The organism is Noviherbaspirillum sp. L7-7A, from assembly GCF_019052805.1.
GTDB lineage: Bacteria > Pseudomonadota > Gammaproteobacteria > Burkholderiales > Burkholderiaceae_D > Noviherbaspirillum_A.
On the sequence record NZ_JAHQRJ010000001.1, the window covers coordinates 1,321,812 to 1,338,845 of the forward strand.

Consider the following 17,034-nt stretch of genomic DNA (forward strand, 5'->3'; position numbering starts at 1 on the left):
AGAAAAAGTAAGGAGACTTGTTCCGTTGAAACGGGATGGCAATATAACCCATCCGAGGAATCATATGTCCGAGAGGCAATTATTTACGGTATTCTTCCGGTCCAGCGGACTGGCTGGCGGCGGTCCGGGAGTATACAGCCTTATGGAGCACCTGGTTGCCGCAATCATGGGCACACCTTAACCGAGCATGACGGCAGCCGGTCCGTCAAGAATCAGACGATGATGAAAAAGAAAGAATTGGTATTTCGCCGCGTGACCCATCTGCGCGGCCCGAACATCTGGACCTACCGGCCCGTGATCGAAGCCTGGGTCGATATCGGCGAGCTGGAGCAGTTTCCCTCCAACAAGATCCCCGGATTGTACGAGCGCCTGACCGGCTGGCTGCCTACCCTGGTCGAGCACCGCTGCGGCGTCGGCGAGCGCGGCGGCTTCCTGGAACGGCTGCGCGAAGGCACCTGGGCGGCCCATATCCTGGAGCACGTGGTGCTGGAGCTGCAAAGCCTGGCCGGCATGCCGACCGGCTTCGGCAAGGCCCGCGAGACCTCGGAATCGGGCGTCTACAAGGTGGCCTTCCGCACCCGCCAGGAAGAAGTCGGCCGCGCCGCACTGGAAGCGGCGCGCGGGCTCCTGATGGCCGCCATCGAAGACCGTCCCTATGACGTCGCCGCCGCCATCGGCGGCCTGCGCGAAATGGTGGACAGCATCTGCCTCGGGCCCAGCACCGCGCATATCGTCGATGCCGCCACCGAGCGCCGCATCCCGTCGATCCGGCTTAACGACGGCAACCTCGTGCAGCTTGGCTATGGCGCGCGCCAGCGCCGCATCTGGACCGCCGAAACCGACCGCACCAGCGCCATCGCCGAGGGCATTTCCCGCGACAAGGACCTGACCAAGTCGCTGCTGCAGAGCTGCGGCGTGCCGGTACCGCAGGGCCGCCTGGTGGACGACCCGGCTGACGCCTGGGACGCCGCCGAGGACATCGGCCTGCCGGTGGCGGTCAAGCCCTACGACGGCAACCATGGCCGCGGCGTGTCGCTCGACCTGACCACCCGCGAGCAGGTGGAAGCCGCCTTCGAACTTGCCAGCCGCGAAGGCAGCGGCGTCATTGTCGAACAGTCGATTTCCGGCGTCGAGCACCGGCTGCTGGTGGTGGGCAAGCGGGTCGTCGCCGCCGCCGCCGGCGAAACCACTGCCGTGGTGGGCGACGGCAAGTCCACCATCGCCGAGCTGATCGAGTCGCAGGTCAACACCGACCCGCGCCGCGGCGAGGACGAGGAATTCCCGCTGGAGCCGCTGAAGCTGGAAGAGGGCGACGAACTGTCGCTGCAGCTGGCCCGTCAGGGCCGCTCGCGCGCCACCGTGCCGGCCGCCGGCGAAAAGGTGGAACTGCAGCGCAACGGCAACGTGGCCTTCGACGTCACCGACCGGGTTCATCCGGACACGGCTGCGCTGGCCAGCCTGGCCGCCCGCGTGGTCGGCCTTGACATCGCCGGCATCGACCTGGTGGTTGAAGACATCTCCAGGCCGCTGTCGGAACAGCGCGGCGCCATCATTGAAGTCAATGCCGGGCCGGGCCTTCTGGCCCATACCAAGCCCGCCACCGGCCAGCCGCAGCCGGTTGGCGCGGCCATCGTCGACCACCTGTTCGCCGCCAACGACGATGCCCGCATCCCGGTGGTGGGCATCACCGGCAGCCGCGACACCAGCCGCATCGCGCGCCTGATCGGCAAGATCCTGTGCGCCAGCCACCGCCACGTCGGCGTGGCCTGCGCCGACGGGCTGTTCCTCAATAATCGCCAGATCCGCAAGGACAATTGCGCCAGCTGGGAAGCCGGGCAAAGCCTGCTGATCAACCGTTCGGTGCAGGCGGCGGTGATGGAAAACGGCAATCGCGTGATCCTTGGCGAAGGCCTGGCCTATGACCGCTGCAGCGTCGGCGTCGTGACCGACGTATCGGGGCTGGAGCAGCTGGCCGACTTCGACATCCTCAACCGCGACCAGCTCTATAACGTGGCCCGTACCCAGGTCGACGTGGTGCTGCCGGACGGCGTGGCTGTCCTCAATGCCGCCGACCACCAGGCGGTGGAGATGGCCGAACTGTGCGATGGCGACGTGATCTTCTATGCGCCTTCGGCGTCGCTGCAAGTGATTGCCGCGCACCGTGACGATGGCGGCCGCGCCGTATTCGCCCGCGATGGCGATGTGGTGCTGGCCAGTGGCAAGAATGAGCATGCGGTGTTGACGGGCGCCTTGTCGCTGGGCGGCGCCGACCTGCCGCCGGACAGCGTGCTTGCCGCGGTCGCCAGCGCCTGGGCGCTGCAGATTCCGGCCGAGCTGATCTGCGCCGGCCTGCGCACTTTCGGCGCCGAGGCGCAACGGATCAAGCATTAAAGCCGGCATGGCCGGACAGTCAATACGGGACAGGATCAAATTTATGGAAGTATCAAGAATCCGGGCGCTTCGCGGCCCCAACCTCTGGAGCCAGCACACCTCTATCGAGGCAGTCATCGAGTGCGCACCGCAGGAATGCGACATCGCCCGCATGCAGGGTTTCGAAGACCGGCTGCGCGCCCGGTTTCCCTGCCTGCCCATGCTGCAGCCCAGCGGCCATCATGACGCCGTCTCGCTGGCGCATGTGCTGGAACTGACCGCGCTGAGCCTGCAGGCCAATGCCGGCTGCCCGGTCACCTTCAGCCGCACCACGCCGACGCTGGAAACCGGCATCTTCCAGGTGGTGGTGGAATATAGCGAGGAGGAAGTTGGCCGCCTGGCGTTCGACCTCGCCATCGAACTGTGCCAGGCGGCGAACGACGACCTGCCGTTCGACATCGACGGCGCGCTCGCCCGCCTGCGCGAACTCGACGAGGACATCCGTCTCGGACCCAGCACCGGCTCCATCGTCGATGCCGCCGTCGCCCGCAACATTCCCTACCGCCGCCTCACCAGCGGCAGCATGGTGATGTTTGGCTGGGGCAGCCGGCAGCGCCGCATCCAGGCAGCCGAAATGGACCGCACCAGCGCCATCGCCGAGTCGATCGCCCAGGACAAGGAACTGACCAAGAAGCTGCTGGCGGCGGCCGGCGTGCCGGTGCCGCGCGGCGGCATCGCCACCACGCCCGAGGCGGCCTGGGCGCTGGCCCAGCAGGTTGGCCTGCCGGTCGTTACCAAGCCCAAGGACGGCAACCAGGGCAAGGGCGTCACCGTCAATATCGACAGCCAGGAAAGCCTGCTGCGCGCCTTCGCCAGCGCCAGCGAATACGGCGATGAAGTCATCGTCGAGCGCTATCTCGCCGGCGACGATTTCCGCCTGCTGGTGGTGGGCAACAAGCTCGTCGCCGCAGCCCGGCGCGACCCGCCGCAGGTGGTTGGCGACGGCGAGCATACCGTGCGCCAGCTGGTCGACCTGATCAACAGCGACCCGCGGCGCGGCACCGGCCATGCCACCTCGCTGACCCGCATCCGTTTCGACGACATCGCGCTGGCGCGCCTGGCCGCACAGGGCTACCAGGCCGACTCGGTGCCGGCCCGCGGCCAGCGCGTGATGCTGCGCAATAATGCCAACCTGTCCACCGGTGGCACCGCCACCGACGTGACCGACGATGTGCATCCATCGGTTGCCGCCTGTGCCGTGGAAGCGGCGCGCATGGTGGGTCTGGATATCTGCGGCGTCGACATGGTCTGCGACAGCGTCCTGAAGCCGATCGAGGAGCAGGGCGGCGGCATCGTCGAGGTCAATGCCGCGCCCGGACTGCGCATGCATCTGACGCCGTCCTATGGCAAGGGCCGCGCAGTCGGGGAAAGCATCATCGAGGACATGTTCCCTGCCGGTGAGGATGGCCGCATCCCGGTGGTGGCCGTGACCGGCACCAACGGCAAGACCACCACGGTGCGCCTGATCACCCACCTCCTCAGCAGTGGCGGCCTGCGTACCGGCATGACCAATACCGACGGCGTCTATATCGAAGGCCGCCGGATCGACAGCGGCGACTGCAGCGGCCCCAAGAGCGCCCGGAACGTGCTGATGCACCCGGACGTGGACGCCGCCGTGTTCGAGACCGCTCGCGGTGGCGTGTTGCGCGAAGGCCTTGGGTATGACCGCTGCCAGGTGGCGGTCGTGACCAATATCGGCAGCGGCGATCATCTGGGCCTGAATTACATCACCACTGTCGAGGATCTCGCGGTCCTGAAGCGGGTGATCGTGCAGAACGTGGCGCAGAACGGCATGGCGGTGCTCAACGCCGCCGATCCCATCGTCGCATCGATGTCGGAAAACTGCCCCGGCCAGGTGACGTATTTTGCCGCCGACCGGCATCACCCGGTCATGACCATGCATCGGGCGCAGGGCCTGCGGGTGGTGTTCGTCGATGGCCGGGACCTGGTGGCTGCCGAAGGCATAGGCGAAATGCGCATCCCGCTGGCCGAAGTGCCGATCACGCTGGGCGGCACGCTGGCTTTCCAGGTCGAGAATGTGATGGCCTCGGTGGCCGCCGCCTGGGCCGTTGGCATTTCTTGGGAAAAGATACGCGCCGGCCTGCGTTCCTTTTCCAACGACAGCGACAATGCACCCGGACGCTTCAACATGTTCCGCTACCGCGGCGCCACCGTGATCGCCGATTACGGCCACAACCCGGATGCGATGCTCGCGCTGGTGAAGGCAGTGGAAACCCTGCCGGCACGCCGCCGCTCGGTGGTGATCAGCGGGGCAGGGGACAGGCGTGACGAGGATATCCGCCAGCAGACCCGCATCCTGGGTGACGTGTTCGACGATGTGCTGCTGTACCAGGACCAATGCCAGCGTGGCCGGCAGGATGGCGAGGTGATTGCCTTGCTGCGGGAAGGGCTGGAAGGCAGCCGCCGCACCAGCGCCGTCAGGGAAATCCGCGGCGAATTCGTCGCCATCGATACCGCTCTGGGCAGTTTGGGGGACGGTGATCTCTGCCTGATTCTGGTGGACCAGGTCGATGAAGCGCTGGCACATATCGCCGCACGAGTGGCGGAGGCAGCGTAAGAGTAAGCAGTAACCACCCAGCTTTAGGAAAATCAGAAACGGACGACCGCGAGGTCGTCCGTTTCTGATTGCTGCATGAAGGCGATTATCCTGAAAATGCAACTATCAAATTTAAATCTTACAAAAAGCAACCACCAAACACCAACACCGAACTACCAGAAAAAGGGGCTGAATAAGGGCGAGGGTAGTGCTGAACAATGAAGAAAATCCAGCCGGGGAAAAATCGCCCGAATTTTTTTAAAGGCCAAAAAAGAATTAACACAAAACATTTCTCAGGCCATTTCCACGTGTCGCGTGATGACGGTTAACAGTGATAGTAAACAATGGCTTATATCCAGATTTATTGACAATGCACATGCAATACCGAAGCGCATTCCTTATAATGGCAAATCAGTGAGGTGGACCGACATTGAATTGATTTTACGTTTTCAGATTCCAACAGGAAAATTGATTCGCCATGAAAAGCTCGCTATTCGACACTGGTCATTTCTGGGCTTCCGACCCCATGACCCCGTTCAAGGCATTCATTGCATCTCCCGAGTTTGTGGAACTCGGAAGGCGGGTGCCTGCCTATCGCGATCCCGACAAGAAAGCGCAGCCGCTCCGTCCCGCGACCATCCAGGTCTACACCCTGATGTTCGGCAAATTCCACCGTTGGATGCGCGAGCACGGCAAGACGCTCTATACCGTCAATGACAACGACATCCTGCAATTTCTCGACAGCCGCCAGGCTGACGAAACCGGCGTCGCGGAGCAGCTTAAAAGTACGATACGGGTGAAGTATGTACGTATGCTGGAACGGGTCTTCCAGCATCTGGAAGTCTCGCCCAATCCCGCCCAGAGCACCGCATTCCAGATCTACAAGACCAAGGGAGCGAGTGGCAAGGACCTGGAAATGGTGGTGATGGACGATACGCAGCAGCAGGCCTTCATGCGCGCACTGCCAGTGGCCAATGCAACGCCCGCCGGCTGGAAACGCAGGCGCGACCGCGCAATGCAGGCACTGATGCTGGGCGCCGGGCTGACTGTTGCTGAAGCCATGCATGCAAAGATGCGGGATATCGGTTCCCTGGACAGCACGGGCTCATTGCCCGTTACCGTCAGGCCTGAGTCCGCCCACAGCACGACGCGAGAGCACAAGACGCTGCTGCGTCCCTTTGCTTTGGCCGAGGTCATGCAGTGGGTGGAGGAACGGAAAAAGCTGGATATACCGGGCCAGTTGCTGTTTCCCGCCTCGCTCTCCACCGGCAAGCCGCTGGACAAGGCCACCGTGTACCGCCAGGTCAAGAAAACCTTTGAGCGCGCCGGCCTGGAAATGCCGCGGCAAGGCGGCCGCACGCTGCGCAACACGTTTGCTGTGCGTGAGCTTGAAAAGGAATCGGTGGAGCTGGTGGGACAGTTACTGGGCCTGGAGCGCCAGCGGTCCACGGAGGCTTATCTGAACGCGGGGCGGCGCAAGGCCAGGTCACAGCGGCTGAGTTGAATCGGATTATGACAGCAGCATTGCGAGGAATCAGGAGGAGGGCGCACGCTGATGGGCGGGCGCCCAGGCAATCAGGCCAGACGTGTTGAGCGCCGCCATCGCAATGTCTTGCTTATTGCCTTTTTGAATGCGCCAGCATGGATGAAATTACGTCTCCGGGCAAGGTGACTAGACCTTCTTGTACCAGACCGTGAACGAATCATTTATATCTGCGAGCCGTGGCTCATTCAATTCCCTGGCCAAATCCTTATACGGAAATTCCGCCACGAGTTCGGGAGCGAATGGCGTGATTGTGCCGGCTGCATACTGGTTGGTGGTTTCGCTGAACAGGCCAGTCAGGTCATTGTCCCGCGCAATTTCGATCTGCCTGGCTCGCATGGCTTTCCCGATTCCCTGGCCTCTGAACGAAGGAATGACGGCGATTCCGGCGCTGCGCATGGTCTCTTCGGATACTTCGCCGCGGTCGCTGAGAAAGCGCATTTCAGCTGCGACGACCCGTGCGTGAATCTTGCCCACCGCCTGCATCGACGCGTTACATCCGCGCTCGCCGAGACGTTCGACGTGTTGCCAGTACTCGGCCGCCGTCTGTGCGGCACATTGACCTATGACCCTGTCACCTAGTGTTGCCACGAGTGACATGGCTGGATCGGGTGGTGGAAAGGCAACGGTAAAGTCAATGCCGGGAAGTTTAACGCTGAGGGTTTCATCGCTCCATGCTTCTCGCATGAACAAGATGTCCGGCACGCCCACTCTCATGCTGATTTTGTTATCCATCTCGCTTTTCTCCGTTTGGGTGCAAATAATATTGAGCTAGTCGCTGCCCGATCACAGAGTTGTGGATGGCCGCAACGACGGGCGCCTAAGTGGGAGAAGCAAGACAAAGGTTCCGACAAGGCGTGGGGGTGCAGGGCTCAAGAAGACCCCTTCGAACCCATAAACGAAACCTTATTTTACATAATGCAAATTATGGGTAGTTTGGCCTGTCACGGCAAAGTTGTAATGTCCGCTTCTAGCAAAGTTGAAATGTCCGTTTTTCCCTGAAGCAGCGCATTCTTGCGGCTCACAGGGAGATCGCGATGAACAACGCTGGGAGTATCACGATGACGATGCGCGCGCTGGATCAGCTCAAAGTAATTCAGCAAGTCGTTGATGGTGGCCTAAAGCCTGGACAGGCCGCCAGCCGACTTCAGTTGAGTGTGCGCCAAGTCCGGCGATTGGTACGACGCTACGAAGCGCAAGGCGCTATGGGTTTAGTGTCGCGACGCTACAATCGGCCCAGCAATAATCAAATCGACGCAGAACTCGCGCAAGTTGCCCTGATGATTGTCCGGGAACGCTATGCTGATTTCGGGCCGACCCTCGCATGCGAGAAGCTGCGTGAGCTACACGGCATTGATCTGTCGAAGGAAACCGTCCGCAAGCTCATGTCCGCCGTCGGTCTGTGGGTTCCACGCAGCCAGCGGCCGGCACGGATTTACCAGCCGCGCAACCGCCGGCATTGTTTTGGCGAGCTAGTCCAGATTGATGGCAGCGACCACCACTGGTTTGAAGATCGGGGACCGGCGTGTACTTTGCTGGTCTACGTGGACGATGCCACCAGCCAGCTCTTGCAGCTGCATTTCACCCGGTCGGAATCAACCTTCAGCTATTTCGAGGCGACGCGTGCCTATATCGAACAGCACGGCAAGCCGCAGGCCTTCTACAGCGACAAGTACAGCGTCTTCCGCGTCAACCAGAATAACGCCGCTGGCGGCAATGGCCATACCCAGTTTGGCCGAGCGCTGTTTGAGCTCAATATTGAGGGCATTTGCGCCAATTCGAGCCAGGCCAAGGGCCGTGTAGAACGCGCCAACCTGACCCTCCAGGACCGCCTGGTGAAGGAACTGCGGCTGCAAGGCATTGCCGACATGGCCGCCGCCAATGCTTATGTGCCGACCTTCATTGCCGACTATAACCGACGCTTTGCCAAGCCCGCCCGCAACGATTTCGATGCGCATCGTGCGATTCGGCCCGATGAAATGCTGGATCTAATCTTCACGGTCCGGGAGCCGCGCCGGGTCTCGCACAGCTTGACGGTGCAATATGCCAAGGTGCTTTATTTGTTGACTGACACGCCTGCCAGTCGGCGCCTCATTGGCAAGTACATCGATATCTATGAGTATCCCGACGGGCGCATTGAGCCGCGAGCCGATGGGACCGCCCTCCCCTATACTGCTTACAACCGTCTTTCTGAAATCACCAATGGTGCCATTGTCGAGAACAAGCGGCTTGGACATGTCCTCGAGATTGCCCAGTTAGTCCAGGACCAACGAGATAATCGACCCAGCCGGGTGGCACCGTCGCGCAGCCATCGTGGCATCGGGCCGATTTCCAAGAAGCTTATGCCCGGCAAAAAGTCGCAACGATCGCTTACTGCGGCAGATATTGCGCTTGCGATTGAACAGCGTGCAAAGCGCAAAACGAACGGCTCGCTTACAGAGGCTTAAGAATGATTTTAGGGGCTTAACACAGCGATTCTTCCGCTCTCGCGGCTGCGTGCTTTTAACAGCTTGAGAAGCAAAATCCAACTGCAAAAGCGGACATTTCAACTTTGCCGGCAAGCGGACATCTGAACTTTGCTTTGACATTGGCCTGGGTGAGACAGACGGAATAACCTGCGCCATTCCCTGCGTCCTTTATTATTGGCAGCCTCCAACAGGCTCCTTGCGCTAACCAAGCTCGACGATCGGTAAAACAAAAGGCCCGCGAAGTGCCGCGGGCCATCACCTCATGGAAAGAATCGGGCTAAACCTGCTTGACGCGTTTTCCGCCCGTCGCTCCCGCTCTATTTGCTGGTACCGGTACCAGTGGTGCCGGTGCTCCCGCTGGTGCCACTGGTACCGGTACCCGCCGTGCCACCACCGGCGGCCGTACTGCCAGAGGTTCCGCTGCCGCCAGCGGCAGTGCCAGTATCAGCGCTGCGGTTGCAGCCACCCAGGACAAGCATGAGCGCCGTGGCCGCCAGCATCACACGGGCGCTGTTGGTAGAAACTTTCATCGTTGATCCTTTCATTGATAAATGAAGTCCGTGCAGCCGCCTTGCATCCTGAAAATTTCCACAATGGCAAAGTTGCTGTCCGTTCGACGGAATTCAGCTTATCCTGTTCCGGCACAGTGTCGGTCACACCTCAATACACTGATCTCGATCAACGCTCCATTGGGCTTCTACCGCCTGTGAAGGGCTGGCACGGCGGGACCGCTCGTAATGGTTGATCTCCCGTCCCCACCACGCCTGAAAACCGATGCTTTAAAGCCATTCAGTAAGCTACGCAGGGGGTGTTTCTGGAAGTTTTGGTTTTCGCGTTTCCGGTAGTTTGGAAATCTTCGTTCGATAATTGCATTTTGTTCGTCATCGTTAACATCCCGGATTGATATGTGAAATGGGGTTACAAACCTGCTCCCTGTTACAAGAGTTCGCCTCCAATGCGTAACGCGGCACTGCGACCTCCGACCAATCACTGAAAATCCCCAGCAGCCAACATGCTCACCACCCTTGCAATCGCGAATTACCGCTCCATTCGCGACCTCGTCATCCCGCTCAACCAGCTCAACATCATCACGGGCCCCAACGGCAGCGGTAAATCCAGCCTTTACCGCGCCCTTCGCCTGTTGGCGGATACCGCCCAGGGCCGGCTGGTCGCGTCGCTGGCGGGCGAAGGTGGCTTGCAGTCGACCTTATGGGCCGGACCGGAAACCATTTCCAGTGCGGTCAAACAAGGGAAATACCCGGTACAGCCCGCCCGGCGCACCGAGCCGGTCAATCTCAAGCTTGGTTTCTGCACCGGGCAATTGGGATATGCGATAGATCTCGGTCTGCCCTCGCCTTCCAACTCCATGTTCGGTTTCGATCCAGCTATCAAGCAGGAATGCATCTGGAGCGGTGCCTGCCTGCGGCCAGCCGCATTGCTCGTCGAGCGCAAGAACTGGGTCGTCAGCACCCGGACTGATGACGGCTCATGGCGCCAGATGACGGAAACCCTGTCGTCATTCGACAGCATGCTCGCTGAGCTGGCCGACCCCAAAGCCGCTCCCGAAATGCTGGCGCTGCGCGAGCAGATCCGCTCCTGGCGTTTTTATGACAATTTACGTACCGATATCGAAGCGCCAGCGCGCCGCGTTCAGATCGCCACGCATACGCCGGTCCTGACAGGAGATGGCGCCAGTCTTGCGGCCACCTGGCAAACCATACGCGAGATCGGCGACGAGGCCGCCCTTAACAACGCGGTGTCGGATGCCTTCCCAGGTGCACGGGTAGGCGTCCAGCAGGTCGGCAACGGCCTTGAAATCCTCATGTGGCAACATGGACTTCTGCGCGCGCTTACGGCGCCGGAACTGTCCGAAGGCACGTTGCGCTATCTCCTGTGCATCGCCGCCCTGCTCTCTCCCAGACCGCCTGCCCTGATGGTGCTGAACGAGCCCGAAACCAGCCTCCACCCAGACCTGTTGCCGGCGCTGGCGCGGCTGATCATCAAGGCTTCCCAGGACAGCCAGATCGTGGTCGTTTCCCATTCCACCCGCCTGGTCGCGGCGCTCGAACGGGAAGGCGGCGGCTTCACGATGACACTGGAAAAGGAACATGGTGAAACCCTGGTGCATGGCCTCCATACGCTGGAGCGGCCTGCCTGGCGCTGGCCCAAGCGCTGATTGCCGTTTCGCCTTCACGCCAGCCCAACTGTTTCTGGTATCGCAATAGTGCATTGTGGCAGGCAGGCTCAATCCACGCTGTCCCACTCCCTACAATGGCTGGCGTTGCCTGATGCAGGAAGGAAACCCCTTCATGCAGCAATGGATGCGTTCAAGAGGATTTTCATTCCAGCCGCTATCGGACGCATTGCATCGGCAACGGCTCGCGCTGCCGCAAGACGCTGCGCGGCGTTCAAACATACAGCATCAGATGGGATAGCGAAGATGAAAAAAGCAGTAGCAGGACTGGCCGTGCTGACAGCCATTTCCGGTGGCGCCGCGGCGCAGACCAGCGTATCCGTATATGGCGTGATGGACATCGGCATCGCCAGGCGCGATGACAGCAACCCCGCCGGCAAGACCACCTCGATGGAAAGCGGCCAGCAGTCCGGCAGCCGCCTCGGATTTAAAGGTCGTGAAGACCTCGGTGGCGGCATGGCGGCCCAATTCGTGCTGGAGAGCGGCATCAATCTCGACAGCGGCACCTCCGGACAAGGCGGACGCCTGTTCGGGCGCCAGGCCTGGGTGGGACTCGACGGTCAGTTCGGTGGCCTGAAACTCGGTCGCCAGCAAACCGTGCTCTATACCGCGCTCGACAGAATCGATCCGTTCCACATCAATCTCGCCGGTAATTCACAGAAGGTCTTTGGCTACGGCACCTACGCCGCCGATCCTTTCCTGCGGGCCGACAACACCATTGCCTACAGCACGCCGACGGTGGCCGGGCTGGTCGGCACGTTGAGCTACAGCCTGGGTGAACAGGCTGGCGACTATTCCGCAAAGCGCAGCACCGGCCTGGCCCTGAGCTATGGAAACGGCCCGCTGAACCTGCAGCTGGCTTACCTGAAAGCCAACACGGTCAACGCGCCTGCCGGTTTTGGTACGTCAAACGGCGACAATCGCGCGCTGCTGGTGGGCGGTACCTATGACTTCGGGCTGGCGACTGCGCATCTGGGCTACGCCGAGAACCGCCTCGGCAGCATCGCAGCCGGCGGCAACGACCGCAACCTGCTCGCCGGCGTGACCGTGCCAGTGGGTGCGGCAGGCAGCGTGATGGCTTCCTTCATCCGCAATGAGCTGACCGACCTTGCAGAAGGCCGCAGCGACCAGTATGCGCTGGGCTATTCCCACAAGCTGTCCAAGCGCACGAATGTCTACACATCGGTGTCATACACCAGGAATGACAGCGATGTGGCGCTGAACACCTACCGTGGCGAGCAGTTCGGCCAGAGCGTGCGCCTGTTCAACGTAGGCGTGCGGCATTCTTTCTAAGCTGAGTGCAAACGATTGTGCATTCGCACCGTCGTGCCCCTGAAAGCCGTCGGTGATGCCGACGGCTTTTTTATGGAATGAAAGGGAGCGAGTTCTGCAGGAACTCCGCCGAACTGAGTATGTAGACCGATACCGCCGATACCACTGCGGGCACGAGAGCAATAACGCCTGATTGATATTTACGCATGTTGGTTCCCCAGTTCGATGGTGGAAGAATAGCCATTGCGCAGAAATGTTGATATCGGACAACCACCCGTCATGTTGTAGGACAGTTGGCATCCGGGTGTCGGCCGGTGTGAACAACCTGCCTTCAGCCAAAGCGCCCATTCAAGCGAAACTGCTCCGTAGCGTTCACCAGCGCCGCCGCAATGCTGGGCTCGGACGCAGCGTGGCCTGCATCGCCGACGATGTCCAGCCGCGATCCCGGCCAGTTCGCATGCACCCGCATTGCACTGACCGGCGGGCAGATCATGTCATAACGCCCCTGCACGATGCAGGCCGGCAGATGGCTGATCCGTTCGATGTTGTTCAGCAGCGCCTGCGGCTCCATGAAGCCGGCATTCAGGAAGTAATGCGCCTCCAGCCGGGCAATCGCAAGGCAGGCAGCATCGCTGTCCGCGTCCGCTTCTGGATGCGGATACAGGTAAGCGCAACGGCTTTCATACAGGCTCCAGGCCCGCGCCGCGCGCAACATGGCATGCGTATCGTTACCGAACAGGCGTTCGGCGTAGGCATTGAGCAGATCGCCCGGTTCGAATGGCAGCACCTCGGCGGCGAAGGCTGCATGGTGTTCTGGGAAAAACTTTCCCATCCCGGTCATGAACCAGTCGATTTCCTCCTGGTCGCACAGGAACACACCGCGCAGGATGAACCCGCTGCACCGCTCGGGATGACGCTCTCCGTAGGCCAGGGCCAGGGTTGCGCCCCAAGAGCCGCCAAACACCAGCCAGCGCTGGATACCCAGCATTTCCCGCAACTGTTCAATGTCGTCGACCAGGAACGGCGTCGTGTTGTCGCGCACCTCCCCCAGTGGCGTGGACTGGCCTGCGCCACGCTGGTCGAACAGCACGATGCGGTAATGGGCCGGATCGAAAAACCGCCGGTGACGCGGCGACAGCCCGCCGCCCGGCCCGCCATGCAGGAACAGCACCGGCTCGCCGCCCGGATTGCCACACTCTTCCCAGTAGAGGGTATGCAGCCTGTCGACTGGCAAGGTGCCGCTCCGATACGGCTCGATCGGCGGAAAAAGCACGCTTTCCAATGCGTTGCCGGCAGTTCCGGGCAACCTGGAAACGCCTTCCTGCCTACTCGTGTTATCAAGAGTGTTCATGGTCGGTGAATAGTCAGTTAACAAGACCCTTTTCGAGTCCGCGTGATCATGGGTTTCGGGTAAACTGCCTGCTTTCCACTGAACAGGATACAGAAGTCTATCGCTCTCTCGGGCGTTAATCGCGCATTCGAGATGCTATCTCATGTCTGCCGCTCCACTCTCCCGAACACTGATACCCAGGTAACACCGGGCTATAGGACTCCATCGCAATCCGAAGTATGCAAATCGCTGTTTTTTCCTTCTTTGGCTGGTCGGTTTTATGGGTGCTGCCCTTGCTTGCGCGCCTGGCCGGCGGCCTGCTGGGCAAGGGCCCCGGCGCACGCGGCCGCGGATCGATCCGCCTCTGGCTGGGCACCCTGCTGATTCTCTGCGCCAGCAGCGCGCTTGAAGCCAAATTACGCGGCCAGCCCGAAACCGGCCCCACGCCAGCCGCGTTCGGACATTGGCTGGCCGGCGGGCTGACGCACGCCTTTGGCGGCCTCTTCGGCGTGCTGTTGCTGCTGGCGGCCATGGCGCTGGGCCTGTTCTGGCTGTTTGGCCAGCCGGGCGCCAGGGCTGAAACGGAGGAGGACGCGGCGCCACGCGGACCGGCCCTGCCGGGCGACACGCTGCTGCCGCGCCGCACCCTGTCAGCCGAGCCGCCACCGGTACGGTCGAATCCGGGCAGCCTGCGTGCGGCCACGACGCCGCCGCCGCGCAAGCACCAGTCATGGACGCTGCCGCCACCGATTCCGCCGCAGGAAACCGTCGCTGGCCGCCGTCAGGCACAGCCCGTGGCCGCCCCTGAAAAGCCCGTAGCCCGGCCGACGCCACGCGCGCCCAGCGCCTGGGATCCGGTGGAAAGCCTGCGTCCCACCGAGGCGATGCTGGCCCGCGCACGCGCCGAGGAACTGGCGGCGCGCCGCGAACGCGAGCGGCGCGAAGCGTTGCGCCAGTCCCGGCCGACGGTACAGTCCATGCCCGTATCGTCCAATACGGCCAGGCCGGTTACCCAGGCGATGGTTACACCGTCCATTCCTCCCGCAGCAGCAAGCGGCATCATTTCGGTCGCCCATCCAACGTCGCCAGAGGAAGAAACGATCGACAGCAGCCTGTTCCTGCCGCCCGGCTTTGGCGAAGTCATCGACAGCAGCGAATTCCTGCCGCCCGGCTTTTCTGCCGCGGCATCGCCGGCCGCATGGCACACCGAGCCAATGCCGGCGCAGGATATTCCCGTTATCGACAGCAGCGACCTGTTTCTCGGTGCCGAGATGCCTGCGCTGGGCGCCGCCACCCACGGGCCGGCAGGCACAGCATCGCCAGCCGTATCGACGACCCCGGCGGTATCCATCCCGCCCGTTGCGCCGCCACGGCGACCGCAGACCATGCCCCTTCCCGGCCTGACGCTCCTGGACGCCGCCGACGGCACCACCATCGATATCTCGGCGGAGGAACTGGAGCAGACCGGCCAGCTGATCGAGCAGCGCCTGAAAGAATTCAAGGTGCCGGTCTCGGTGCTCGGCACCGGCGCCGGCCCGGTGATTACCCGCTATGAGGTCGAGCCGGCGACCGGCGTGCGCGGCGCGCAGATCGTCGGCCTGATGAAGGACCTGGCACGCGCGCTGGGCCTGACCTCGATCCGCGTGGTGGAAACCATACCCGGCAAGACCTGCATGGGCCTGGAACTGCCCAACACCCGGCGGCAGATGATACGGCTGTCGGAAATCCTGGAGTCCGACGCCTACCGCGGCTCGCATTCCCACCTGACCATTGCGCTGGGCAAGGACATTACCGGCAGGCCGGTAGTCACTGATCTCGCCAGGGCGCCGCACATGCTGGTGGCCGGCACCACCGGCTCGGGCAAGTCGGTGGCCATCAATGCGATGATCCTGTCGCTGCTCTACAAGGCCACGCCCGAGGATGTGCGCCTGATCATGATCGACCCCAAGATGCTGGAGCTGTCGGTTTATGACGGCATTGCCCACCTACTGGCGCCGGTGGTGACCGACATGAAGCTGGCGGCCAATGCGCTGTCCTGGTGTGTGGGCGAGATGGACCGGCGCTATCGCCTGATGTCCGCGCTGGGCGTACGCAACCTGGCCGGCTACAACCAGAAGATTCGAGACGCCGCCCATGGAGGCCGCAAGGTCCCCAATCCGTTTTCCCTGACCCCGGACGCACCGGAGCCGCTGGAACCGCTGCCGATGATCGTGGTGGTGATCGACGAACTGGCGGACCTGATGATGGTGGCCGGCAAGAAGATCGAGGAACTGATCGCCCGCCTCGCGCAGAAGGCCCGCGCCGCCGGCATCCACCTGATCCTGGCCACGCAGCGGCCGTCGGTGGACGTGATCACCGGCCTGATCAAGGCCAACATTCCGACCCGGGTGGCGTTTCAGGTATCGTCCAAGATCGATTCGCGCACCGTACTGGACCAAATGGGCGCTGAGGCCCTGCTCGGCCATGGTGACATGCTGTTCCTGCCACCGGGGTCTGGTTATCCGCAGCGGGTACATGGCGCTTTCGTCTCGGACCAGGAAGTGCATCGGGTGGTGGAACACCTGAAGCAGTTTGGCGAACCGGATTACGAGGAGGCAGTGCTGGCCGGTCCGGCGGTTGCCGAGGAAGCGTCCGATATGCCTGCAGCGGATGCCGATGCGGAAGCCGACCCCCTTTATGACGAGGCGGTGGCCTTTGTAATACGCAGCCGCAAGTCGTCCATCTCGGCGGTGCAGCGGCAGCTGCGGGTGGGTTACAACCGCGCCGCGCGGCTGGTGGAACAGATGGAGGCGGCGGGGGTCGTGTCTGCGATGTCGAGCAATGGAAGCCGGGATGTGTTGTCGCCGCCGGGCGTGGAGTAAAACCGGCCCGGCGGCGTCGAAAAGCTAACCCCTTTCTTCGTCGCCATCGGGAAAAACATTTCTTCCTTTAATGGTTGTGGTCCGCGCTTTTGCGGAGCGCTTCCTGCTTTTCTTCGTATTTTGTGCTGACTGGTCCGTTTTTCAGGAGCGAAAGGTAACTTCGGTCCTTGGCGTCGTAGAACGTTTTAACAGCATCAGTGAAAGCCACTTTTGCATTCGGGTTGCCTTCCTTTCCCCAAGCACCGCGGACAGCGCGCTGCATGCTTTCGTCAGAGAGAACAGTGTCGTAATCGATGCCATGCAGATTTATCGAAAAATCGCTGCGAGCCCCATTTCCTTGCAAAAAAAAATGATCTCCAGCATATCCTTTTCAGCTCGG

10 protein-coding genes are annotated in these 17,034 nt (G+C 61.8%); 7 read left to right on the forward strand and 3 right to left on the reverse strand.

What is annotated here, in order from left to right:
- The first annotated feature begins 222 nt into the window (after positions 1-222).
- The 3 genes from cphA (KTQ42_RS05965) to KTQ42_RS05975 all read left to right on the forward strand — a co-directional run bounded on the left by cphA (KTQ42_RS05965) (position 223) and on the right by KTQ42_RS05975 (position 6,491).
- A complete protein-coding gene (cphA, locus tag KTQ42_RS05965; RefSeq protein WP_217346833.1) occupies positions 223-2,391 on the forward strand; it encodes a cyanophycin synthetase in 2,169 nt (722 codons plus the stop codon).
- Between the two features lie 43 nt (positions 2,392-2,434).
- A complete protein-coding gene (cphA, locus tag KTQ42_RS05970) occupies positions 2,435-5,008 on the forward strand; it encodes a cyanophycin synthetase (RefSeq protein WP_217344680.1) in 2,574 nt (857 codons plus the stop codon).
- A gap of 457 nt (positions 5,009-5,465) precedes the next feature.
- The gene (locus tag KTQ42_RS05975; RefSeq protein ID WP_217344681.1) at positions 5,466-6,491 is read left to right on the forward strand and encodes a site-specific integrase; all 1,026 of its coding nucleotides are present in this window, start codon (positions 5,466-5,468) and stop codon (positions 6,489-6,491) included.
- A gap of 168 nt (positions 6,492-6,659) precedes the next feature.
- On the opposite strand, the gene KTQ42_RS05980 is transcribed toward KTQ42_RS05975, so the two are convergent.
- On the reverse strand, positions 6,660-7,265 hold the full coding sequence (locus KTQ42_RS05980; protein ID WP_217344682.1) for a GNAT family N-acetyltransferase: 606 nt from the start codon (positions 7,263-7,265) through the stop codon (positions 6,660-6,662).
- A 302-nt stretch (positions 7,266-7,567) separates the two neighbouring features.
- Between KTQ42_RS05980 and KTQ42_RS05985 the strand changes: the two genes are divergently transcribed.
- From KTQ42_RS05985 to KTQ42_RS05995, 3 genes are all read left to right on the forward strand, one after another.
- Positions 7,568-8,977 (forward strand): ISNCY family transposase, encoded by a 1,410-nt coding sequence (locus KTQ42_RS05985; RefSeq protein ID WP_217344683.1) that lies wholly within the window; start codon positions 7,568-7,570, stop codon positions 8,975-8,977.
- Between the two features lie 1,033 nt (positions 8,978-10,010).
- Positions 10,011-11,174, forward strand: coding sequence for an AAA family ATPase (locus KTQ42_RS05990; RefSeq protein WP_217344684.1), 1,164 nt, complete (start codon positions 10,011-10,013; stop codon positions 11,172-11,174).
- 264 nt (positions 11,175-11,438) lie between these two features.
- Positions 11,439-12,485: a porin gene (locus KTQ42_RS05995; protein ID WP_217344685.1), complete on the forward strand. Its 1,047-nt coding sequence runs from the start codon at positions 11,439-11,441 to the stop codon at positions 12,483-12,485.
- A gap of 310 nt (positions 12,486-12,795) precedes the next feature.
- Here KTQ42_RS05995 and pip read toward each other — a convergent pair whose 3' ends face one another.
- Positions 12,796-13,737 carry a prolyl aminopeptidase gene (gene pip, locus KTQ42_RS06000; protein WP_349292125.1) on the reverse strand — a complete coding sequence of 314 codons (942 nt, stop codon included), beginning with the start codon at positions 13,735-13,737 and terminating at the stop codon, positions 12,796-12,798.
- A gap of 296 nt (positions 13,738-14,033) precedes the next feature.
- Here pip and KTQ42_RS06005 point away from each other — a divergent pair, with 296 nt between their 5' ends.
- Complete coding sequence (locus KTQ42_RS06005) at positions 14,034-16,655, forward strand: DNA translocase FtsK (protein WP_217344687.1); 2,622 nt, start codon at positions 14,034-14,036, stop codon at positions 16,653-16,655.
- 67 nt (positions 16,656-16,722) lie between these two features.
- Here the strand turns inward: KTQ42_RS06005 and KTQ42_RS06010 are convergent, their stop codons facing one another.
- A complete protein-coding gene (locus KTQ42_RS06010; protein WP_217344688.1) occupies positions 16,723-16,998 on the reverse strand; it encodes a hypothetical protein in 276 nt (91 codons plus the stop codon).
- Between the last annotated feature and the right edge of the window lie 36 nt (positions 16,999-17,034).